Below are 22,563 nucleotides of genomic sequence, written 5' to 3' on the forward strand. Positions count from 1 at the left end.
GGTCACTTGACGTCGACGTAGTCTCCGGTGGCGGCCACCGCGGCGCCGGTGGGCGAGCCCACGAAGTTGAAGCGGTAGTAGCCGTCCTGGGCCGCCTTGACCGTGGTCTTCAGCGAGCCCGTCTTGCTCGACGTGATGCCCTTGACGTTCACGTACTTGGTGGTGCCCGCCTTGCGGAACTGCAGGGCGATCTTCTGGCTGCCGTAGCCGATATACTTGTGCGATTCCCAGTTCGCCAGGGTCAGGGAGCCGCTGACGGTGATCGTCTTGCCCTTCTTCACCGGCTCCGGCGTGGCGTTGGCGGTCAGCTTCGTGGCCCGCAGCACCTTGAAGGTCGCGGCGGGGTCCCTGAACCTGTAATCGCCGTCGGCGCCGAGCGCGTAGGCCCACATCTTCCAGGTGCCTGCCTGCGAGTTCTTGCTCACGCCGAAGTGCCGGTAGTCCGAGGTGCTCTTCAGCACCAGGGTGCAGGTGTAGGTGGTGACGGCGTGCGCACCGCAACTGGGCAGCGACACACCCCAGTCGTCGTGGTTGACGTCCTTGCCGTGGTAGAGGATCCCGCCGGCGTCGCTGATGCCGTTCGGGTCATAGGCCGTGAGCTTGACGGTCACGGACGCCTTGCCCGATGAGTTGACCACAATGGACTTGCCGCCATTGACGATCACGTTGGATATCTGGGTGTCGCCCTGTACATCGTCGGCCGGAGCGGCCTGAACGGCCGGCATGGCGAGAGCGGACAGAGCCAGGGCGCCGACAGCGACGGCCGCGGCCGAGCGGATGCGCATGTGCATGATTACCCCCACATCGATACGGTCCCGCCGCGTTTCCCCCCGGCGGGTGACGTTGCCGTCGTGACCAATGTGCACGCGCTTTCCCGCGGTACCGAGGGTTCCGGCCCGACCGTCGCCCGCCGGTCGAACGGCTGTTGCAGGACGTTGACATGGTCACTGATCGTGTCGCGCGGCCGCGCCCGCCGTTCATCTACGGCGTCCCCGCCCCGCCCCCGCACGCGCGACAGCCGGACCCCGCGATGCGGGAGTCCGGCTGCCGTGGTGATACGTGGTGCGGGGTTACTTCACGTCGACGTAGTCACCGGTGGCGGAGACCGTCGCGGCGTTCGGCGAACCGGCGTACGTGAAGCGGTAGTAACCGTCCTGGGCCGCCTTGACCGTGGTCTTCAGCGCGCCCGTCTTGCTCGACGTGATGCCCTTGACGTTCACGTAGTTGGTCGTGCCCGCCTTGCGGAACTGCAGCGCGACCTTCTGGCTGCCATAGCCGGCGTACTTCGAGGTGTTCCAGTCGGCGCGGGTCAACGAGCCGGTAACCGTGATGGTCGCGCCCTTCTTCACCGGCTCCGGGGCGGCGTTGACCGTCAGCTTCGAGGTGCGCAGCACCTTGAAGGTCTTGATCGCGTCCTTCTCGACGAAATCGCCGTCCTTACCGACCGCGTACGCGGCGACCTTCCAGGTACCCGCCAGACCGTTGCTGTAGACGGTGTTCTGCGACGTGAAGTGGTAGCTCAGCGTGCAGGTGTACTTCGCGGTCTTCTGCGGGCCACACGTCTTGGTGGACGCCTGCGCACCGTTGTAGTTGTCGGGGTACGTGCCGTGGTAGAGAAAGGCGTCGGCGCTGTGGATGCCCGAGGGGTCGCTGGCGGTCAGCGTGACCTTGACGGTCAGCTTGCTGGTCGTGCCGAGCACGACGGGCTTGCCGGCGTTGACGACGACGCTGGAGATGGTGGTGTCACCCTCCGACTCGTCGGCCGGGGTGGCCGTCGCCTTGGCGAAGGACTTGGCGAAGGACGGGACGGAAAAACCGTGCGCCTTGCCGTCGGCGTGCGCGGCCGGCACGGCCAGAGCGGAGAGAGCCAGGGCGCCGGTAACAGCGGCCACTGTGGCGCGAATGCGCATGTGTATGAGCCCCCACATCGATGTGACCCCGCCGCGTTTCCCCCCGGCGGGAATCATGAATGGTGGAGAAATCGTACGCACGTTGCACGTGGTTCGGAAACACATTCGTGGGACGTACACACGCGCCCGGCCGGCCCCGTCTCCGGGACCGGCCGGGCGCGCGAAGAGGGTTACTTCACGTCGACGTAGTCACCGGCGACGGCGACGGCGGCGGCGGTCGGCGAACCCACGAAGTTGAAGCGGAAGTAACCGTCCTGAGCCGCCTTGACCGTGGTCTTCAGCGAGCCCGTGCTGGTGGACGTGATGCCCTTGACGTTCACGTAGTTGGTCGTGCCCGCCTTGCGGAACTGCAGGGCCACCTTCTGCTTGGCGTACCCGCCGTACTTCAGGGTGTCCCAGTTGGCGACGGTCAGGGCACCGGCGATGGTGATCGTCGCGCCCTTCTTCACCGGCTCCGGCGTGGCGTTGACCGTCAGCTTCGAGGTGCGCAGCACCTTGAAGGTCTTGATCGCGTCGTTCTCGACGAAGTCGCCGTCCTGGCCGACCGCGTACGCGGCGACCTTCCAGGTGCCCGCCAGACCGTTCTTGTAGACGGTGTCCTGGGACGTGAAGGTGTAGCTCAGCGTGCAGGTGTACTTCGCGACGTTCTGCAGGCCACACGTCTTGGTGGACGTCGCCGCGCCGTCGACGTTGTCGGGGTACGTGCCGTGGTAGAGAAAGGCGTCGGCGTCGTAGATGCCCGACGGGTCGCTGGCGGTCAGCGTGACCTTGACGGTCAGCTTGCTGGTCGTGCCGAGCACGACGGGCTTGCCGGCGTTGACGACGACGCTGGAGATGGTGGTGTCACCCTCCGACTCGTCCGCCGGGGTGGCCGTCCCCTTGGCGAAGGACTTGGCGAAGGACGGGAGGGAAAAACCGTGTGCCTTGCCGTCGGCGTGTGCGGCCGGCACGGCAAGAGCGGAGAGAGCCAGGGCGCCGGTAACAGCGGCCACTGTGGCACGAATGCGCATGTGTGAGAGCCCCCATGTCGATGTGACCCCCGCCGCGTTTCCCCCCGGCGGGAATCATGAATGGTGGTGAAATCGTACGCGCGTTGCACGTGGTTCGGAAATACATTCGTGGGACATACATACACGCCCGGCCGGTCCCGTCTCCGGGGCCGGCCGGGCGCGCGAAGAGGGTTACTTCACGTCGACGTAGTCACCGGCGACGGCGGCGGGGCCGGCGGTGGGCGAACCCGCGAAGTTGAAGCGGAAGTAGCCGTCCTGGGCCGCCTTGACCGTGGTCTTCAGCGAGCCCGTGCTGCCGGCCGTGATGCCCTTGACGTTCACGTAGCTCGTCGTGCCCGCCTTGCGGAACTGGAGCGCGACCTTCTGCTTGCCGTAGCCGGCGTACTTGTGCGTCGTCCAGTTCGCCACGGTCAGGGCGCCGGCGACCGTGATGGTCGCGCCCTTCTTCACCGGCTCCGGGGTGGCGTTCACCGTCACCTTGGCGATGTGCTTGATCTTGACGGTGTCGGCGGTGTCGTTGTAGGCCTTGGCGACGCCGTCGGAGTCGAACGTGAAGGCGATCAGCTTCCAGGTGCCGGCCGCGCCGTTCTTGTACATGTCCTTGTAGGCGTCGATCGGGAGGGTGGCCTTGCAGGTGTAGACGGTCGCGGTGGACGTGGCGGTGCAGACCGAGTCCGAGGGCGCGTCGAGCTCGCCCTTGATGCCCGTCTCGGTGACCGCGGTGCCCTGCCACAAGGCGACCCAGGAGCCCGCGAAACCGTTCGGGCTCGTGACGGTGTAGGTGATGCCGACCGAGGCCTTGGTCGTGGTGCCGAGGACGATGTCCTTGCCGCCGTTGACGACTCCGTGCGAGATGACGTCCTCGCCCACCTCGTCCAGAGCCCGGACGTGGGACTTCGACGTGGAGCCGGTGATGGTCCGCCCGCTCGTCCGCACGTCGGCCTGGGCGACGGCCGGAAGGGCGAGGGCGGAGAGCATGGCGGCGCCGCTGACGGCGGCGACGACGGTGCGGGTACGCATAGGTATGACTCCCCCATGTGGATGGAATTCCCGCCGCGTCTCCCCCCGGCGGGAATCGTGAATGGTGAGGGCATGGTACGCGCGATGCGCATGGTTCGGAAACGCGTTCGTGTGGCGTACGGGCTCGCGGCCGGCCCCGCCTCCGGGGCCAACCGCGCGCCCGGGAGGGCTACTTGACGTCGACGTAGTCGCCGGTGGCGGAGACCGGGCCGGTGGTGGCGCTGCCGGCGTACGTGAAGCGGTAGTAGCCGTCCTGGGCGGCCTTGACCGTGGTCTTCAGCGCGCCCTTGCTGGTGGCCGTGATGCCCTTGACGTTCACGTAGTTCGTCGTGCCCGCCTTGCGGAACTGCAGCGCGACCTTCTGGCTGCCGTAGCCGGCGTACTTCGCGGAGTTCCAGTCGGCGCGGGTCAGCGAGCCGGTGACCGTGATGGTCGCGCCCTTCTTCACCGGCTCGGGGGCGGCGTTGGCCGTCAGCTTCGCGGCACGCTTGATCTTGATCGTGCCGACGGTGTCGTTGAAGGACTGGACCTCACCGGTGGCGTCGTACGTGAGGACGAGCAGCTTCCACGTACCGGCGGCGCCATTGTGGAACATGTCCACATAGGTGTCGATCGGAAGCGTCGCCTTGCAGGTGTGAACGGTCGGGTCGGCGGCCGTGGCGACGCAGGTCGAGTCCGTGGGCGCGCCGAGGGCGCCCGTGATGGCCCCTGCGGTGCTGGAGTCGGTGCCCTGCCACAGCGCGGCCCAGGAGGTGGTGAAACCGGACGGGCTGGTGACGGTGTAGGTGATGCCGACCGTCTTCTTGGTGGTGGTGCCGAGGACGATGTCCTTGCCGCCGTTGACGACTCCGCGCGAGATGGTGTCGATCCCGCCCGCGTCCAGGGCCCCGACACTCTTGGCGGTGAAACCGGTGAAGCCGGTGAAGCCGGTGACAGTCCTCCCGCCCGTCCGCGCGTCGGCCTGGGCGGCGGCCGGAAGGGCGAGGGCCGAGAGCACGACGGCGCCGCTGACGGCGGCGACGATGGCGCGCATACGCATAGGTGTGAGTCCCCACATGGATGTGACCCCGCCGCGTCTCCCCCCGGCCGGAATCGTGAATGGTGCGGGCAGCGTACGCGAGCCGCTGAACACATGTGCGGCCGGACCCCGTTCCCAGGGTCCGGCCGCACGTGCTGTGCTGTCTGTGCGCCGACTGCTACTTGACGTCGACGTAGTCACCGGTGGCGGAGACCGCGCCGGTGGTGGCGGAGCCGGCGTACACGAAGCGGTAGTAACCGTCCTGGGCCGCCTTGACCGTGGTCTTCAGCGAACCCGTGCTGCCGGCCGTGATGCCCTTGACGTTCACGTAGTTCGTCGTGCCCGCCTTGCGGAACTGCAGCGCGACCTTCTGGCTGCCGTAGCCGGCGTACTTGGCCGTCTTCCAGTCGACGCGGGACAGGGCACCGGTGACCGTGATGGTCGCACCCTTCTTCACCGGCTCCGGCGTGGCGTTGGCCGTGAGCTTGGCGGCACGCAGCACCTTGACGGTGCCGACGTTGTCCTTGGTGACGATGCCCGCTTCGGTGTCCGCGTCGAAGTCGTTCGGGATCACCACGCCGAAGGCGGACCAGGTGCCGGCGGCGGCGCTGTTGCCGATGTTGCTCTTCGCGTTGACCTTGAACGTGACGGTGCACGTGGAGGTCGTGGCGCTCACGGTCTTGCACACCGGGTCGGCGTCCGTGGAGTCGAGTTCGTCACTCGTGCCGCGGTGCAGGAAAGCGACACCCGCGAGGTCGATCCCGGAGTCGTCGCTCGCCGTGAGCGAGGCGGTGAAGGTCGAGGTGGTCGTCCCCAGGACGACGGGCTTGCCGCCGTTGATGACGACCTTGCCGATCGTGGCCGGGCTGGCCGTGTCGGCGGTGGCCGCCGGTACAGCGAGGGCCGAGAAAGCCACAGCCGTGCCCAGCACGACGGCGGCGGTACGTATACGCATGTGTCCCCACACTGTGGAACGAGGGGCCTAGCCCCAGGTGAGAGCCGAGAATGGCGATCGCAGTGTATACACGTGCGATTTACCGCAGGGAATGCGCTGATAAAGGATCAGTCAAACCAGCGGTCGCGTGCCAGCTCCTCCGTGCGGGTCTCGTCCTCCAGCAGCGCGGCGACCTCGAAGCGCCGCTGCCAGGCCCCGGCCGCCCAGGCCAGGCCGGCCGCGACGCCTTCGAGGGTGGCGGCGTGCAGGGTGCCGTCGATCCAGCGCCAGTCGAGTTCGACGTGGGCGCCGTCGTGGCCCTCGACGAGGAGTTCCCCGTGCTCGATGTACGTGAGAGGGGCGCCGGGCAGCAGCTCGCGCACCGCTTCGGCGACGTCGTGGGGCTCGCCCTCGGAGACGACGGGGGCGGCGAAGGCCTCGCTGAGCCGGCGCACCTGGAACAGCTCGGCGAGGGCGGCGGCGCGCACCGGCGGCACGGGCAGCAGGGGGTGGCCCGCGGCGAGCGGCAGCAGGTCGGGGGCGTCGGCGACGAGGGCGTCGGGGGCATCGACGATCTCCGGGTACCGGCTGTCGACGACGGCACGCAGGTCCTCGGGCAGCGTCACCTGTTCGGGGTCGAGGGCGGCCAGCTCCGAGTAGAGACGGTGCAGCTGGGCCGGGGTGACGGTACGGCCCGGGTCGGCGAGCCGGGCGAGCAGTTCGGCCGCGCCGCCGGGTTCGTCGAGCAGGGCGGCGGCCGAGGTCCGTACGCCGAGGGCGCGCAGCACCTGGTCGTCGACGGCGCCTGCCTCGGCCTCGTCGTAGAGCCCGGTGAGCAGCGGGTCGCTGCCCGTGGCGCGCAGACCGACCGGGCGCCGGCCGTCGAGGACCGGGTGGTCGCGCAGCCACCAGGCCGTGTACGGGCTCACGGACTCCGTCGTGCCGTCGGGCAGCAGCACCCGCACCGGCTGGGTGATCGCGTCGCGCAGCGGCGGCACGGAGAGCATGGCGAGCGCCTGCGGCCAGGCGTCGTCGTCGACGAGGTCGAGGTCGCGGACGGCGACGATCTCGGTGGCGACCGGCGGCACGTCGGTGTCGGGCAGCTGGTCGAGGACGTCCTCGCACCACACGTCGACCGCGTCGAGCAGGCCGGCGTCGTCCGGCTCGGCCCAGTCGCTCTCCCGGGGCTCCAGCTCGTCCGGGTCGAGCACCACGTCGGTGGCGCGGACCAGGGCGAAGGTGGCCAGCACGCCGACCGCGGTCAGCGGCTGCTCGCCCCAGCGGGAGGCCAGATCCGCGTCCACGGCGCCAAGTTCACCCTCGCGGATGACCTGCTCGAAGGGGCTGCCGGGCAGAACGAGCTCGCCGGCGGGGGCGAGTTCGCCCTCGTCGTCCGTGAGGGCGAGCGCCGCCAGCCACGGCTCGTCACCGGGCGCGAGGTTCGCGGCGCGGACGAGGCCGAGGACGACCTCGGCCAACTCCTCGGGGTCCAGGGCGTTGTCGTCCCAGACCTCGTCGGCCTCCAGGGAGCCGGCGACCGCGGCCCGGACCTGAGGGGTCGTCAGGACGGCCCGGGGGGTCGCCGGGGTGGCGCCGAGCTTCTCCAGCAACGGGTGCGTGGCGTCCGGGTCGGCCACCTTCAGGCCCAGCCGGGCCAGCTCGGAGGCCGCGGGCAGGGCGGTGCCGGCCGCGGCCTGGTCCCCGTCGCCGTACACGCTGTCCATCTCGGGCAGCGGCAGCAGCACCTGGCGGGGGCCGACGACCGTACGCCCTCCCCCAGACTCCGTCCGGGGGGACCCCCATCTCGCTGCGCTCACCACCGGCACCGGCAGGCCGCTGAGGCGGTCCGGGTCGGTGCCGGCCAGCGAGTCGTAGAGCCGCCGCCACCAGGGCGCGGGCCGTTCCACCCCGCCGAGGCGGTCGATGGCGTCGCCCAGCGGCAGCCGCGCCACACCGAGCACCCGCAGCTCGGGGCGGCGCTCCAGGCCGGGCGGCAGCAGCGTCGGGAAGACCTCGGCCAGCACGCGGACGGTCTCCGCCCCCGCGCCCTCGACGACCTCGGCCTCCACCGGGCGCAGCGCGGCCGGCAGGGCGTCCTCCTCGTCCGGACCCGCGGGCACGTCCGCCGCGCGCGGCAGGAAGGCGGTACGGGGCAGCAGTTCCAGCACCCGGCGGCGCAGCTCCGCGTCCAGCTCGCCCTTGCCGAGCGGGCCGGGCACGAGGTCCACGATGCCCGGGCCGACCGGTCGCCAGTCGGCGAGCAGCCGCACCAGCGCCTCGGCGGCCCGGCCCACCAGGAACGCGGTCAGCGGGCCCGGCGCGGCGTGCCGCCGGGTCGGGTCCAGCGGGAGCGAGGCGATCAGCAGCGCGGGCAGGCCCAGCGGCTCGTCCGTGGGCGTCGGCGCGTGCACGAACGGCGCCGTGCGCGGCCGTTCCGGCTCGCCCTCGGCTCCGACGGGCACGGCCCAGGTCACCGACCACACCGGGCGCAGCCGCTCCTCGACGGGCCGGTCGGCCAGCAGCGCCTGGTCCAGGGCGCCGGCGTCGGTGACGGTGCGCCAGCGCGTCGTACCGTTCGCACTGTCCTCGATCACGGTGAGGCCGTCGTCCGTGCGGCGGGTCAGCGTCCGCACGCCCTCCTGCGTCTCCACGACGACCTCGGCGAGGCCGGGGAGGGTCAGCAGCAGCGCGTCGTCGATCGAGGCGAGCAGCCGGCCGGCCAGGTCGGCGGCGGCGCCGTCGCGCAGCGGCAGCACCACGACGGTGTCGTAGCCGTCCGGGGCGGTGCCCTCGGCGGGCAGCGGGAGCCGCAGCACCGGTACGTGGCCGTCGCGGCGGCGCAGCTCGTCGGTGAGGCCGGGGGAGCGTCCGCCGGTCTCGTTCGCCAGGTCGCGGGCCTCGGCCAGCGACCAGCGGACGCCGCCGGTGCGGCTGAGGATCGCGGGCTCGTCGCTGACCGCGAGCACGGCGGAGAACCCGACGCCGAAGCGGCCGACGACGGCTCCGGCGTCGCCGGCCTCGCGCTTGGCGCTGGCGCGCAGCGTCGACAGGGACTCCACGCCGACGGCGTCGAGATGGGCACCGGTGTTGGCGGCGGCGAGCACGCCCTCCCGGAGCGTCAGCCGCAGCCGGCCCGGCACCCCGGCGCGGATCGCGGCGTCAGCGGCGTTCTGGGCCAGCTCCACGACGAGGCGGTCCCGGTAGCCGCCGAGCGCGAGGTCCTCCTCCGCGTTCGCGTCCTCACGGAACCGGGCGGGCGACGCCGCCCACGCGTCCAGCACGGCCCGCCGCAGCCGGTCCGTCCCGAACGGATCTGCGCCCCGGTCCATCGCGGTCCCGCTCACGTCGCCTCTTCCCCTCACGCGTAGGTCGCCTGTGCGCCCGACGCTACCGTGGCTCGGCCGCCACGGACTCCCCGTCTTTTTTCCCCCGCCCACCCGCCCGTGTGCCCTGTGAAGTCTGGGCGCCCCGGCGCGCGTGGTTCCTGGGCCGGGTGCGGGGCCTCCGGGGCTGGCCATTCTGGACTGGGATATTTACGTGCCTTTCCAGCACCTGCTCATCCCATCCCGGCCCGGATGCTGCACGCAAATATCCCGCACCGTCCAGAACACCCACCCTCCCCCAGCCTTCGGCCGGGGGTACCCCCAGCACCCCCGCCCCCTCCGTTGTGTTCGCGCCTGATCCCCAGTGGGGGGTAGAAGGCAGTCATGGCGCGGGCTGCTGTTGGTGCGGCAGCACATCAGCCGCCCAGCCGTCACCGCCCACACACACCGCGCCGGCCGCCACGTCGCGCCCACAGCGGGCCCCCGGCCGAATGTTGGGGCAGGCCCGGCGGGCCGATGGGGCGGTATCCAGGCAACCGCAGTCACCCCGGACCGCCTCCACACCCCCACTGGGGATCAGGCGCATGACGAAACCGAGGGGGCGGGGGTGGTGGGGGCACCCCCGGCCGAAGGCTGGGGGAGGGTGGGCGTTCTGGACTGTGGAGCATATTTGGGTGCACAACCCGGAGTGACCAACGCAGAGTGCCTGAGGCACCAAAATGTGCTGTCCAGAATGGCCGGCCCCGGAGGCCCCGAACCCGGCACCCTACGAAACGGGCGCCGGGGTGCCAGACCGCGCCGGGCACACGGGAGGGCGGGCGGGGAAAAAACCTACCCGGACCGCAAGCGCAGCGTTCAGCTGTGGCCCAGCTCCTCCTGGGGGGCCGTCTCCTCGACAGAGCCCTGCCGATCCGGGTGCAACGGAAGCGGCTCCACCGCGGTCTCGTCCAGGACGGGCGGCGCAGGCCGCGGTGTCTTCGGCATGACCGCGGCCTCGGAGTGGGCACCGCAGCCGTACGCGAGGGAGACCACGCGGCCGTCCGCGGGCGCGAACTCGTTGGCGCAGACACCGAAGGCCTGCCGGAGGGACCCCGCGAGAGGGACGAGGAAGCCGCAGGAGACGCACTGGGCGGGGGCGGACTGAGCCATGGGGGCCTTGGGGCCGTAGTCGTCCTCCCAGCGGTCCGCGGCGACGTGCAGCCCGTAGCGGGAGAGCACACGGGGGCGGCCCATGCCGATCTCCTCCGCGACCGCGGCGATCGTGCCGAAGTTCGGCGCCATGGGCAGCTGGGCCGGCGGGCCGGCGGAGACGTCGGCGTCCTCGGCCTCGACGAGCTCGGCCATCTCCTCGGAGATGGGGGAGTTCGGCGGCGGGGCGTCCTCGCCAGAGAAGCCGGGTTCGAGGCGCAGGTCCTCCGCGTCCGTGGGCAGGAGGTCGCCGGGGCCGAGGTCGCCCGGGCGCAGGCGCTCGCTCCACGGCACCCATTCGGGGGCGAGGACGGCGTCCGGGCCGGGCAGCAGCACGGTCTCGTCGAGCGTGACGGCCTTGGCCCGGGAGGCACGGGTGAGGGTGACCGCCCACCGCCAGCCCCGGTAGCCCGCCTCGCGGCAGTCGAAGAGGTGGGTGACGACACGCTCCCCCTCGGCCACCGCTCCGAGGTGCTCGCCGACCGCTTCGGGGCCGAAGGCCTCGACGGCCGCCTCGAAGGCGACGTCGATCGCCTCGGCGCACAGGCGGTCAGGGGTACGGCTTCGCATCGCAGCACTCACAAGAATCGATTCTCTCCTACGCCGTTTCACGCGTACGCCGCCGAGGATCGGGCGGGCGGTGGCGGAGCGGACCCGAGGACCGCTTCAACGCTGCCGGCCCGAACGGACTCGGGCGCACCTGTTGACTCCATTCTGCGCGATCGCACGCTATCGGTGCGCACCCCGTTCGGAAAGCCGCCCGGTAGGGCAGACTGGCGAGCGTGGCACGCAGAGTGACGTCCGGCCCCGGTCCGGTCCGCAGGGCGGGGACCGCTGTCGGCCGTGCCGCGCAGCGTATGTCGGGCTCCGTGGTGCGCCGCGTCCGGCGTCACACGCACGCCGGGGGCGCGGGCGAGTCGGGCCTGGCGAAGCTGATCGAGTTGCACGCGGTGAACAGCGCGGGCGACATGCTGATCACGGTCGCGCTCGCCAGCACGATCTTTTTCTCGGTGCCGACGGGCGAGGCCCGCGGGCGGGTCGCGCTCTACCTGCTGGTGACCATGGCGCCGTTCGCCCTCCTCGCGCCGGTCATCGGCCCGCTGCTGGACCGGGTGCCGCACGGGCGGCGCGCGGCGATGGCGGTGTCGATGCTCGTGCGGGCGATCCTCGCCTGGACGATGGCGAGCGTCGTGGCCACGGCGGGGCTGGAGTTGTACCCGGCCGCGCTGGGGGTGCTCGTCGCCTCGAAGGCGTACGGGGTGGTGCGCAGCGCGGTCGTGCCGCGTCTGCTGCCGGCCCGTACGACGCTGGTGAAGGCGAACTCGCGCGTGACGCTGGCCGGGCTGCTGGCCACGGCCGTCGCCGCGCCCATCGGCGGTCTGCTGCATCTGCTGGGGCCGGGCGCGCCGCTGTACGGCGCCTTCGTGGTCTTCGCCTGCGGCACGCTGCTGTCCTTCTCGCTCCCCCACAAGGTCGACTCCGCCAAGGGCGAGGCCCGCGCGGAACTCACGGCGGGCGCGGCGGCCGCGGCCGGCGGCCCGGACCCGGACAAGGCGGGGCGCGCGTGGGGCAAGGGGCGGCGGCCGGGCCTGGGCAGCGTCGGCGGTCCTGTGCTGCTCGCCCTGCAGGCGAACGCGGCGCTGCGCGCGCTGTCCGGCTTCCTGACGCTCTTCCTGGCGTTCCTGCTGCGCGACCACCCGCTGGGCGGCCTGTCCGGTCCGGTCTCGCTCGGTGTCGCGGCCGTCGCCGCCGGCGTGGGCAACGCGTTCGGCACGGCTCTGGGCTCGTGGCTGCGGGCCCGCGGCCCGGAGCGGATCATCATGTTCGCGCTGGTCGGCGCGCTGACGGCGGCCTGCGTGGCGGCGGCCCGGTACGGGCTGCTGACCATCGTGCTGGTCGCGGCGGCGGCCGGTGTCGCCCAGGCGCTGAGCAAGCTCTCCCTGGACGCGATGATCCAGCGCGACGTGCCCGAGGAGGTGCGCACCTCGGCCTTCGCCCGGTCCGAGACCGCCCTTCAGCTCGCGTGGGTGATCGGCGGTGCCATCGGCATCGTGCTCCCCCTCAACGGCACCCTGGGGATGTCCGTGGCGGCCTGCCTGGTCGCGGTCGGCTTCGTCTTCTCCGTCCGCGGACTGCTCTCCGCCTCGCGCGGCCGGGCGACGCGCCCCCGGACGGTGTAAAGGGCCCGGCGTTTTCCCCCGGCGGCCGCGCGCCGCGGAAGACCGGGCGCCGGGCGGGCGACGGAAACCCGAGGTGACGGGGACACGGGCCGACCCCCGCGCAGCGCGGACGCGGCCGCCCGGTAGCCTCACCCCCATGAGCATTCGCCGCCGTGCCGCCGCCCTCGGTGCCGTGTCCCTGGGGCTGCTGGCCCTCTCCGCCTGCGAGAAGCCGACGCCCCTGGCGACGGTCACCGTCGGCGGCGATACCGTCACCACCGAGGCAACCGGCAACTGCTACGCCGATGGTGACAAGCTGACGGAGAAGGTCTTCCTGGCCTGCCTGAGCAGCGCGCCGAAGAAGACGCTCACGGTTCACCCCGGCGACAAGGTGCGGGTCGGCGTCGACCCGGCGATCGCCGAGAAGGGCTGGGTCGTGGCGACCGGCACCTCCGGCAAGTCCGGCCTGCTGAAGGACGTGACCTACCGCTCCTTCGACGCGGAGACGCTGTTCTCGGACTCCCAGACCGGGCAGACCGCCGACCAGGTCACGCTGAACATCATCGAGACTGCCAAGACCCAGGACTATCTGGGCGTCTGGCAGTTCAAGCTGAAGATGGCGGACTGACCGGCGCGCCGCGGATGACTCCCCGCCTTCTGGTCGTCACCGCCGTCGCGGCGGAAAGGGACGCGGTCGTACGCGCCCTCAGCAGCCGTCCGTCCGAGCACCCGCTGCCCGGCCGGCGGATGGCCCTGCGCACCCCGATGGCCACGGTGCTGGCCGCGGGCGTGGGCCCGGCGGCCGCGGCCGCCGGGACGGCGGCGGCACTGGCCAGCGCCCCGTACGACCTCGTGGTCTCGGCCGGCATCGCCGGCGGGTTCGAGCCCGTCGCGCGGATCGGTTCGACCCTGGTCGCCGAGTCGATCGTCGCGGCCGACCTCGGCGCCGACGGACCGGAGGGCTTCATCCCGGTCGCGGAGCTGGGCTACGGCACCTCCACCCACCTGCCGCCGGCGGAACTGTCGCGGCGCGTCGCGGAGGCACTGGGCGCCGAGTACGGGCCGCTGCTGACCGTCTCCACGGTGACCGGGTCCGCCGAACGGGCCGCAGAGCTGGTCAAACGTCACCCCGGTGCGGTGGGCGAGGCCATGGAGGGCTTCGGGGTCGCCGAGGCGACCATGGCGCACCGGGTCCCGGTGCTGGAGATCCGCACCGTCGCCAATCCGGTCGGGCCGCGCGACCGCGCGGCCTGGCGGGTGCCCGACGCGCTCGACGCGCTCACGGAGGCGTTCACGCTGCTGCGGAAGCAGCCGGGCCTGCTGGACGTTGGAGTTCCGACATGAGCGAAACCGGCGCGCTGCGCATCGCGTACTCCCCCTGCCCCAACGACACGTTCGTCTTCCACGCCCTCGCGCACGGCCTCGTGCCGGACGCGCCGGACGTGGACGTGACGTTCGCGGACATCGACATCACCAACGGCATGGCCGAGCGCGGCGAGCTCGACGTGCTCAAGGTGTCCTACGCCGTACTGCCGTACGTCCTCGACGAGTACGCGCTGCTGCCCGGTGGCGGCGCCCTCGGCCGGGGCTGCGGCCCGCTGGTACTGACCGCGGAGGAGGGCTCCGGCAAGGGCGCCGACCTCAGCGGGCGCACGGTCGCGGTGCCGAGCGAGCGCTCGACGGCTTACCTGCTCTTCCGGCTCTGGGCGGCGGCCGAAGTACCGGGCGGCGTGGGCGAGATCGTCGTCCTGCCGTTCCACGAGATCATGCCGGCGGTGCGCGACGGCCGGGTGGACGCGGGCCTGGTCATCCACGAGGCGCGCTTCACCTATCAGAACTACGGCCTGCACAAGCTCGCCGACATGGGCGAGCACTGGGAGCAGACCACCGGCCTGCCGATCCCGCTGGGCGCGATCATCGCCAAGCGCTCGCTGGGCGAGGACCGGCTGGGTGAACTCGCCGGCGCGATACACACCTCCGTGCACATGGCCTGGGACGACCCGGACGCCTCCCGCTCCTACGTCATGGAGCACGCACAAGAGATGGACCCGGCGGTGGCGGACCAGCACATCGGGCTGTACGTCAACGAGTTCACCTCGGCGCTCGGCGAGGACGGCTACGCCGCGATCCGCGGCCTGCTCACCCGGGCGGCGGCCGAGGGACTGGTACCGCCCCTCGGCCCCGGCGCACTGGACTTCTGACGCCGGCCGGTCGATCGACCGGCAGGCCGCCGGTCGATCGGCGCGTCGGTCAGACGTCGAGCTGGTCGGCGACGACCCGCAGCACGGACGCGATCTTGTGGCCGTGCTCCTTGTCCGGGTAGCGGCCGCGCTGCAGCGAGCGGACGACGTCCTCCAGCAGGGTCGTGAGGTCCTGGACGATCGGCGCCAGTTCGTCGGGCTTGCGGCGCTGGGCGGCGGCCACGGACGGCGCGGGATCGAGCAGGACCACCGAGAGTGCCTGGTCGCCACGCTGTCCGGCGACCACCCCGAACTCCACGCGCTGGCCCGGCTTGAGCACGTCGACCCCGTCCGGCAGCACGGAGGAGTGGACGAAGACGTCACCGCCGTCGTCGCGGGAGAGGAAGCCGAAGCCCTTCTCGCTGTTGAACCACTTCACCTTGCCGGTAGGCACGTCCGACCTGTCCTCGCTGTAGAAGGAGAAAAGCACTTGGATAGCAAGACAGCGGGTCCCTTCACAGACCCGCTGCCCCAAGGCTAATGGCCCCGGGGCGTGTGACAAGACGCCGCCGGCCTCTCTCCCCGGGTGGTCGTCATCCGGCCGGTGCGCTGCGTCTTCCTTCCGCGATCTACCCTGGTGCGGTGAGTAACGAAACCCGGAAACCGGGCGATGTGCTGGTGCGCGTCGGCGGCGTGGTCTTCGCCGTCGGAGCGCTGGCCACACTCGCCACCGTGGCACCTCTCCTGCTCGGCTCGGACCCGCTGCCGACCGCCGCCTACCTGGTGTCCATGCTGATGGGCGTGGGCTTCGCGCTGGCGCTGGCCGGGCTGCTGCGCTCGGCCCGGGCGCAGAGCCGTCAGGCCACGACGTCCGGGACGTAGCCGGCGAACCAGGCGGGGAACTCCGTCAGATCGGCCAGGACGACGTCCGCGCCGGCGGCACGCAGTTCGTCTGCGCCGACCGGCCCCGTGGGGACCGCCACGGACAGCGCACCCGCCGTACGGGCCCCCACGACGTCGCCGACGTGGTCGCCGACGTAGACGGTCGCCCCGTACTCGGTGAGGGCTTCGGCCTTCGCCTCGGCCCACAGTGAGCCGCGCAGCGCGTCGACGGCGATGCCGAGGTGGTCCAGGTGCAGCCGGGCGTTCGGCGCGTGCTTCGCGGTGACCACGACGACCCGCCCGCCGCCCGCGCGCACGGCGGCCACGGCCTCCCGGGCACCGGGCAGGGCGGGGGTGGGGCCGATGGCGTACTCGGGGTACAGCGCGCGGTAGCGGTCGGCCACCGCCGGGATGTCCTCGGCGGGGAACCAGTGGGCCAGCTCCAGCTCCAGGGGCGGCCCGAGGCGGGTGACGGCGAGCGCGGAGTCGATGGCGACGCCGGTCTCCCGGGAGAGGCGGTCGAAGGCGGCCTGGATGCCGGGCCGGGAGTCGATCAGGGTCATGTCGAGGTCGAAGCCGACGGTTATGGGCATAGCAGACACCCTAACCAGCGGCTACCGGCGCGAACGGCCCGCCCGGTGTCCCCGCCACAGCAGGAACAGCGCCGAGGCCACGGCCGCGATCCGCAGCACGACGGGGAACGCGTCGCCGATCGCGTCCCTCATGTGCCCCTGCGGGATCGGCTCGCCCCAGCGGCCGTCGAGCCGCCCCCACAGCCATACCAGTGCCCCGGCCGCCACCGCCCCGGGCAGGCCCAGCGCGGCGAACCGGGCCGCGCGGCGGGACAGCCGGCGCGAGGAGTACGCGATCGCCCACCCCGCGAGGAGGGCGATCCAGGAACCGAGGACCGCCCCGGCGAGCAGCAGCAGCGCGGCCGCCGTCTCCAGCACGGCCGACGGCCGCCACGGTCGCCTCCGCGGCGCCTCGGCCTGCTCGGGCTCCCCCTGCTCCTCCCCTTGCTCTTGCTCCTCCTCCGGCTCGGGCTTCGGCTCGGGCTCCGGAGGCGTCATCGGGATCGTCACCCCGCCCGTCATCCCGGGCAGCCCCGCCAGTTCGTCCCCCGGCACCACCGGACGCAGCGCCGGCTGCCGCGCCTCGGCGAGCCGCCACCAGTCCGGCTGCGCGGCGGGCCGCGGCGGCGTCGCCGGCTCCGGCGCCGGCTCGCTCCGCTGGTGCGGCAGCCCCGCGGCGTCCCGCACCACATCGTCCGGCGACCCCAGCCGCTTCAGGATCCGCCGCACCGCCGCGTCGCTCCGCCCGCGCTCCTTGTCGATGTCCTCCCGCAGCCGCGCCACCAGCTCCGCCCTGCGATCCGCGGGCAGCGCCGTCTGCGCCAGGTCCCCCACCCTGCTCAGGTAATCCAGCACCAACCGGTCGCCCTCCGCACCCATGCCCCCGAAACTACCGCCCCGACCCCGGTGTTGGCCCTCCCGCCGCCCCCGGACCCGACACAGGCCGGAGCGCCCTGTCCGCCCAGGGCGCACCCAACGCACCCCCGTCGCCGTGCGGCGCCCGGGGAGTGACGCCGCAGCAGCGATGGCACGCACCCAGCGGCCACCGCAGGCGCGCGCAGCCGACCGAGCGGCCGGACCCGAGCCTGGCGCGCCGTGCGGCGAGAGCCCGCACCCCGGCATCCGCAGCACCGGGCGGCACCAGGCCGCGCGAAGCACCCGCCCCGCGCAGACCGGCACGCCCACCCGTGCCGGGTGCGAGGGAGCCCGGCAGCCGCCGCAGGCGCACCCAGCCGGACAGGAGCGCGCCGGCAGCCCAAAGCACGGAACACGGCAGCGCCGGGCGGCCGGACATGAGCCCTGCAGCGGCGCTGCACGACGCAGGCCCCACCGGCACCCGCAGCACCTGGCCGGGCCCGAGCCGCCATCGGACCGCGCGAAGCACCGGCCCCCGCAGACCGGCGCGCCCACTCGCGACGGGCGCGGGGGAGCCGGCAGCCGCCGCAGTCGCGGGCCGCAGGCGGCGCCCAACACAACGGCGCGGCGCGGCCAGAGCCCGCACCCCGCACCCGCGGCACCTCGCCGGCCGCCACGGCTGCCGCAGGCGCAGCCGAAACGCCCGCGGGAGGGGTCGTGGGGCGGGCTGGGGGATTACGGGCGGGGGCGGCGCGGCTAATGTGGGTGAGATGACCACCGAAGGGCCCGCGGCGGAGCCGCGCACGCTGGCGGAGGATCTCCGCGCCCGTGGCGACGGGGCGTTGTCCGCGCTGCTCAGGGCGCGTCCGGACCTGCTGAGTCCCGTACCGAACGACTTGTCGCAGCTGGCGACGCGCGCCGGGACGCGGGCGTCGGTCGTGCGGGCGCTGGAGCGGCTGGACCGGTTCACGTTGCAGGTGGCGGAAGCGCTCGCCCTCGCACCGGACGGCGCGCCGCTCGGGACGCTGACGGCGCTGATGGGGCCGGAGGCGGCCGAGGCGCTGCCCGGGGCCCTGGAGACGCTGCGAACGCAGGCTCTGCTGTGGGGCGGGGACGACCGGCTGCGGCTGGTGCGGACCGCGCGGGACATCCTGGCGCCGGCCGCGGGCAGCGTCTCGCCGACCGGGCTGGGCCCGAGCGTGGCCGAGGCGACGTCGGGGATGTCGCCCGGCCGCTTGCAGCAGATCCTGGAGACGGCCGGGCTGCCGCCGACGCACGACCCGGTGAGCGCGGTGGACGCGCTGACCGCGCTCTTCGCGGACCGGCCGCGGATGACCGCGCTGCTGGAGGCGGCCCCGGCGGAGGCCACCGCGGTGCTGGGCCGGCTGACCTGGGGGCCGCCGTACGGCGAGGTGGCGGACGTCGGCGCCCCGCCGGCGCCGGTGCGGTGGCTGCTGGAGCGCGGGCTGCTGCTGCCCGCCGGTGCCCGCAATGTCGTACTCCCCCGTGAGGTGGCCCTGCATCTGCGGGACGGCCGCGCGCACCGCACGCCCGAGCCGGTGCCGCCGGCGGTGGAGCCGCGGGCGCACGATCCACAGGCTGTGGACGCGACCGCCGCCGGTCAGGCGTTCACGGCGATCCGCACGGTCGAGGAACTGGTCAAGCAGTGGGAGACCGGCGGCCCGCAGATACTGCGCGCGGGCGGCCTGAGCGTGCGCGACCTGAAGCGGGTGGCGACGGCCCTGGACGTGGCGGAGCCGGTCGCCGCGTTCTGGCTGGAACTGGCCTACGCCGCGGGGCTGGTCGCCCCGGACGGCGAGGTGGACGAGGCGTACGCGCCCACGCCCGAGTACGACGAATGGCTGCTGCTGCCGGCCGAGTTGCGCTGGGCCGCGCTGGTCACGGCCTGGCTGACGGCCACCCGCACCTCCGGCGTGGTGGGCACCCGGGACGCCAAGGGCCGCGCCCTGGCCGCGCTCGGCCCCGATCTGGACCGCTCGCTCGCGCCCGAGATCCGCCGCCAGGTGCTGGACTTCCTCGCCGCGCTGCCGGCCGGCGCCTCCGCCACGCCCGACGCCCTGCTGGCGCGACTGCGCTGGGAACGTCCGCTGCGCGGCGGGGTGTCGATGGACGCGCTCCGCGCCGACCTCGTGCGGTGGACGGCCTCGGAGGCGGAACTGCTGGGGGTGACGGGCCGCGGCGCGCTGGCCACGCACGGCCGGGCGCTGCTGTCGGCGGCCGGCGACCGCGCCGCGAAGGCCGCGGCGCTGCTGCGGCCGCTGCTGCCCGAGCCGCTGGACCACGTGCTGCTCCAGGCCGACCTCACCGCCGTCGCACCGGGCCCGCTGCAGCCGCACTTGGCGGAGACGCTGCACGTGCTGGCCGACATCGAGTCCAAGGGCGGCGCGACCGTCTACCGCTTCACGCCCGAATCCGTGCGGCGCGCCCTGGACGCCGGGCGCACGGCGGCCGAGCTGCACGCCTTCCTGGCGGCGCACTCGCGCACCCCGGTGCCGCAGCCGCTCAGCTATCTCGTCGACGACGTGGCCCGCCGCCACGGCCGCCTGCGGGTGGGCGCGGCCTCGGCGTATCTGCGGTGCGACGACGACGCCCTGCTCAGCGAGGTGCTGGCGGACCGCCGGTCGGCGGGCCTCGGCCTGCGCCGCCTCGCGCCGACCGTGCTGGCCGCGCAGGCGGACCCGGGCACGCTGCTGGAGCGGCTGCGGGCGATGGGGCTGGCCCCGGCGGCGGAGTCCGCCGAGGGGGACGTGCTGATCACCCGCGCCGACGCCCGCAGGACGCCGCCGCGGAGCGCCCCCGTCCCCGTGACCGACGGCCCGCCGGTCCCGGACGACACGCTGCTCGGGGCCGCGGTGAAGGCGATAAGGGCCGGCGACCGCGCCTCCACGGCGGTGCGCAGGGAGAGCGTGCCGCGGCCCGCCGCGGGCGGCGACCGGGGGCTGCCCCGCACGGCCGCCGCGGAGACCCTGGCCACGATGCAGGCCGCGGTGCTCACCGGCGAATCGGTGTGGATCGGCTACGTCAACGCGGACGGCGCCGCCAGCCAGCGCGTCATCGGCCCGCTGCGCGTCGAGGGCGGCTTCGTCACCGCCTACGACCACACCGCCGACGAGGTCCGCACCTTCGCGCTGCACCGCATCACGGGCGTCTCCGAACTGGCCGACGACCTGGCGTAGCGTCCCCGGTGTCTCCCGGTCGGCCCGCCACGGCCTCGGAGCGCTCTCGCACGCGGCCGCGACCGCGTCGGGGCACTGCCCTCGGAGCCCTGAACGCCCACAGGCGGCTCCGCAACCACATGCCACCACCGCCTGCTCGCGGCCGCGGCACAGCCGGCCGCTCCCCCATACGCGGTGGAGGCGCCCCGTAAGCCCCGAAGCACCCGCACGTGACCCGCGACGTCAGGCCCCCCAGGGGCGCGAGGAACTGATCGCTCGACACGAGCACCTGGCGCAGCCCGGTTCCACCACCGCGTCGGCGCGGTCGCTGCACGCCGGTATCCCACCCCGCCCAAACGGGACCCCCGTCCGCGGGGGCGGAACACTCGCCCCGGCGACCGGTGGGCGGCGCGGCGCCCACCGACCCACCGCACCGGCAGCCCTCCGCCACGCACACCCCAGGCAGCCCCGCCACCGCATCGGGCACTCGCCCCCGCAGCAACCCGCGAGCCCGGCGGCCCGGCGCGGCCGTCGCGCGCCGCAGACCCGTTCCCCCCAGTCCGCCGGGGCGGTAGAGGCGGCCCACAGGCCGCCGGGGCATGGAATGCGGGGACCGGCGCGTTACTGCGGGGCGATGAGGGACCATGGGTAGTTCAGTCCGGCACCGGTCCCGGCCCCGGCCCGCCCCTATGCGGAGGTTTGTGTGTCCTGTCTGATCGTCCAGAGCGACAAGACCCTGCTCCTGGAGGTCGACCACGAGCTGGCCGACGAGTGCCGCCGGGCCATCGCCCCCTTCGCCGAGCTGGAGCGCGCGCCGGAGCACATCCACACCTACCGCCTCACGCCGCTCGGCCTGTGGAACGCCCGGGCCGCCGGGCACGACGCGGAGCAGGTGGTGGACGCGCTGGTGAAGTTCTCCCGCTACCCCGTGCCGCACGCGCTGCTGGTGGACATCGCCGAGACCATGGACCGGTACGGCCGGCTGACGCTGAGCAAGCACCCGGCGCACGGCCTGGTGCTGAGCTCCACGGACCGGCCGGTGCTGGAGGAGATCCTCCGCTCGAAGAAGGTGGCCCCTCTGGTGGGCGCCCGGATCGACCCGGACACCGTGGCCGTGCACCCCTCCGAGCGGGGCCAGATCAAGCAGGTGCTGCTGAAGCTGGGCTGGCCCGCCGAGGACCTGGCCGGGTACGTGGACGGCGAGGCGCACCCCATCGAGCTGGCGGAGAACGGCTGGGCGCTGCGCCCGTACCAGAAGCAGGCCGTCGAGGGCTTCTGGCACGGCGGCTCGGGCGTGGTCGTGCTGCCCTGCGGCGCCGGGAAGACGCTGGTCGGGGCGGGCGCGATGGCCGAGGCGAAGGCCACGACGCTGATCCTGGTGACGAACACCGTCTCGGCCCGGCAGTGGAAGCACGAGTTGGTGAAGCGGACCTCGCTGACCGAGGACGAGATCGGCGAGTACAGCGGCACCCGCAAGGAGATCCGCCCGGTCACCATCGCCACCTACCAGGTGCTGACGACCAGGCGGAAGGGCGTCTACCCGCACCTGGAGCTCTTCGACTCCCGCGACTGGGGCCTGATCGTCTACGACGAGGTGCACCTGCTGCCCGCCCCGGTCTTCAAGTTCACCGCCGACCTGCAGGCCCGCCGCCGGCTCGGCCTGACCGCGACGCTGGTGCGCGAGGACGGCCGGGAGTCGGACGTCTTCTCGCTGATCGGCCCCAAGCGCTTCGACGCGCCGTGGAAGGAGATCGAGGCGCAGGGCTACATCGCGCCCGCGGACTGCGTGGAGGTGCGGGTCAACCTCACCGACTCCGAGCGGCTGGCGTACGCCACCGCCGAGGCCGAGGAGAAGTACCGCTACTGCGCCACCACCGCGACCAAGCGCAAGGTCACCGAGGCGCTGGTGGCCAAGCACCAGGGCGAGCAGACGCTGGTCATCGGGCAGTACATCGACCAGCTGGACGAGCTGGGCGAGCACCTGAACGCCCCGGTCATCAAGGGCGAGACGACCAACACGCAGCGCGAGAAGCTCTTCGAGGCCTTCCGGCAGGGCGAGATCTCGGTGCTGGTGGTCTCCAAGGTCGCCAACTTCTCCATCGACCTGCCCGAGGCAACGGTCGCCATCCAGGTCTCGGGCACCTTCGGCTCCCGCCAGGAGGAGGCGCAGCGCCTCGGCCGCGTGCTGCGGCCGAAGGCGGACGGTCACGAGGCGCGCTTCTACTCGGTGGTCGCCCGCGACACCATCGACCAGGACTTCGCCGCCCACCGGCAGCGCTTCCTGGCCGAGCAGGGCTACGCGTACCGCATCGTCGACGCGGACGAACTGCTCTGAC

18 protein-coding genes are annotated in these 22,563 nt (G+C 73.0%); 7 read left to right on the top strand and 11 right to left on the bottom strand.

The window, feature by feature from the left end; genetic code table 11:
• Nucleotides 1–2 precede the first annotated feature (2 nt).
• From ACFWVC_RS09620 to ACFWVC_RS09655, 8 genes are all read right to left on the bottom strand, one after another.
• Entirely contained in the window at nt 3–791 is a 789-nt protein-coding gene (locus ACFWVC_RS09620; RefSeq protein WP_384280987.1) for a calcium-binding protein, read from the bottom strand.
• 279 nt (nt 792–1,070) lie between these two features.
• A complete protein-coding gene (locus ACFWVC_RS09625) occupies nt 1,071–1,910 on the bottom strand; it encodes a calcium-binding protein (RefSeq protein WP_384280991.1) in 840 nt (279 codons plus the stop codon).
• Between the two features lie 170 nt (nt 1,911–2,080).
• Nucleotides 2,081–2,860: a calcium-binding protein gene (locus ACFWVC_RS09630; protein WP_384280993.1), complete on the bottom strand. Its 780-nt coding sequence runs from the start codon at nt 2,858–2,860 to the stop codon at nt 2,081–2,083.
• A gap of 231 nt (nt 2,861–3,091) precedes the next feature.
• Nucleotides 3,092–3,940 carry a hypothetical protein gene (locus ACFWVC_RS09635; RefSeq protein ID WP_384280997.1) on the bottom strand — a complete coding sequence of 283 codons (849 nt, stop codon included), beginning with the start codon at nt 3,938–3,940 and terminating at the stop codon, nt 3,092–3,094.
• 169 nt (nt 3,941–4,109) lie between these two features.
• Nucleotides 4,110–4,973 carry a hypothetical protein gene (locus ACFWVC_RS09640; RefSeq protein WP_384280999.1) on the bottom strand — a complete coding sequence of 288 codons (864 nt, stop codon included), beginning with the start codon at nt 4,971–4,973 and terminating at the stop codon, nt 4,110–4,112.
• A gap of 163 nt (nt 4,974–5,136) precedes the next feature.
• On the bottom strand, nt 5,137–5,913 hold the full coding sequence (locus ACFWVC_RS09645; protein WP_384281002.1) for a calcium-binding protein: 777 nt from the start codon (nt 5,911–5,913) through the stop codon (nt 5,137–5,139).
• 107 nt (nt 5,914–6,020) lie between these two features.
• Nucleotides 6,021–9,221, bottom strand: coding sequence for a sacsin N-terminal ATP-binding-like domain-containing protein (locus ACFWVC_RS09650; protein WP_384281378.1), 3,201 nt, complete (start codon nt 9,219–9,221; stop codon nt 6,021–6,023).
• A gap of 849 nt (nt 9,222–10,070) precedes the next feature.
• Nucleotides 10,071–10,973: a DUF3027 domain-containing protein gene (locus tag ACFWVC_RS09655; RefSeq protein ID WP_384281005.1), complete on the bottom strand. Its 903-nt coding sequence runs from the start codon at nt 10,971–10,973 to the stop codon at nt 10,071–10,073.
• 287 nt (nt 10,974–11,260) lie between these two features.
• On the opposite strand from ACFWVC_RS09655, the gene ACFWVC_RS09660 reads away from it, so the two are divergent.
• The 4 genes from ACFWVC_RS09660 to ACFWVC_RS09675 all read left to right on the top strand — a co-directional run bounded on the left by ACFWVC_RS09660 (nt 11,261) and on the right by ACFWVC_RS09675 (nt 14,763).
• Entirely contained in the window at nt 11,261–12,583 is a 1,323-nt protein-coding gene (locus ACFWVC_RS09660; RefSeq protein ID WP_384281381.1) for an MFS transporter, read from the top strand.
• 136 nt (nt 12,584–12,719) lie between these two features.
• On the top strand, nt 12,720–13,190 hold the full coding sequence (locus ACFWVC_RS09665) for a hypothetical protein (protein WP_384281009.1): 471 nt from the start codon (nt 12,720–12,722) through the stop codon (nt 13,188–13,190).
• A gap of 14 nt (nt 13,191–13,204) precedes the next feature.
• Nucleotides 13,205–13,906, top strand: a complete 702-nt coding sequence (locus ACFWVC_RS09670) for a futalosine hydrolase (RefSeq protein WP_384281012.1) — start codon at nt 13,205–13,207, stop codon at nt 13,904–13,906.
• Nucleotides 13,903–14,763, top strand: a complete 861-nt coding sequence (locus ACFWVC_RS09675; RefSeq protein ID WP_384281016.1) for a 1,4-dihydroxy-6-naphthoate synthase — start codon at nt 13,903–13,905, stop codon at nt 14,761–14,763. Before ACFWVC_RS09670 ends, ACFWVC_RS09675 begins: the two co-directional genes overlap by 4 nt.
• Before the next feature lie 49 nt (nt 14,764–14,812).
• Here the strand turns inward: ACFWVC_RS09675 and ACFWVC_RS09680 are convergent, their stop codons facing one another.
• Entirely contained in the window at nt 14,813–15,196 is a 384-nt protein-coding gene (locus ACFWVC_RS09680; RefSeq protein ID WP_384281020.1) for a cold-shock protein, read from the bottom strand.
• A 188-nt stretch (nt 15,197–15,384) separates the two neighbouring features.
• Here ACFWVC_RS09680 and ACFWVC_RS09685 point away from each other — a divergent pair, with 188 nt between their 5' ends.
• A complete protein-coding gene (locus ACFWVC_RS09685; RefSeq protein WP_319662973.1) occupies nt 15,385–15,624 on the top strand; it encodes a hypothetical protein in 240 nt (79 codons plus the stop codon).
• On the opposite strand, the gene ACFWVC_RS09690 is transcribed toward ACFWVC_RS09685, so the two are convergent.
• Together ACFWVC_RS09690 and ACFWVC_RS09695 are read right to left on the bottom strand one after the other, a co-directional pair.
• Nucleotides 15,600–16,217, bottom strand: a complete 618-nt coding sequence (locus ACFWVC_RS09690; protein ID WP_384281026.1) for an HAD family hydrolase — start codon at nt 16,215–16,217, stop codon at nt 15,600–15,602. The two genes, ACFWVC_RS09685 and ACFWVC_RS09690, sit on opposite strands and share 25 nt — an antisense overlap.
• A gap of 21 nt (nt 16,218–16,238) precedes the next feature.
• Complete coding sequence (locus ACFWVC_RS09695) at nt 16,239–17,075, bottom strand: HAAS signaling domain-containing protein (protein WP_384281029.1); 837 nt, start codon at nt 17,073–17,075, stop codon at nt 16,239–16,241.
• A 746-nt stretch (nt 17,076–17,821) separates the two neighbouring features.
• Here ACFWVC_RS09695 and ACFWVC_RS09700 point away from each other — a divergent pair.
• Nucleotides 17,822–20,248 carry a helicase-associated domain-containing protein gene (locus ACFWVC_RS09700; protein ID WP_384281031.1) on the top strand — a complete coding sequence of 809 codons (2,427 nt, stop codon included), beginning with the start codon at nt 17,822–17,824 and terminating at the stop codon, nt 20,246–20,248.
• Nucleotides 20,249–20,930: 682 nt separating this feature from the next.
• Entirely contained in the window at nt 20,931–22,562 is a 1,632-nt protein-coding gene (locus ACFWVC_RS09705) for a DNA repair helicase XPB (RefSeq protein WP_384281032.1), read from the top strand.
• The last annotated feature ends 1 nt before the right edge of the window (nt 22,563 follow it).

This window comes from Streptomyces sp. NPDC058691, from assembly GCF_042714775.1.
Lineage (GTDB): Bacteria > Actinomycetota > Actinomycetes > Streptomycetales > Streptomycetaceae > Actinacidiphila.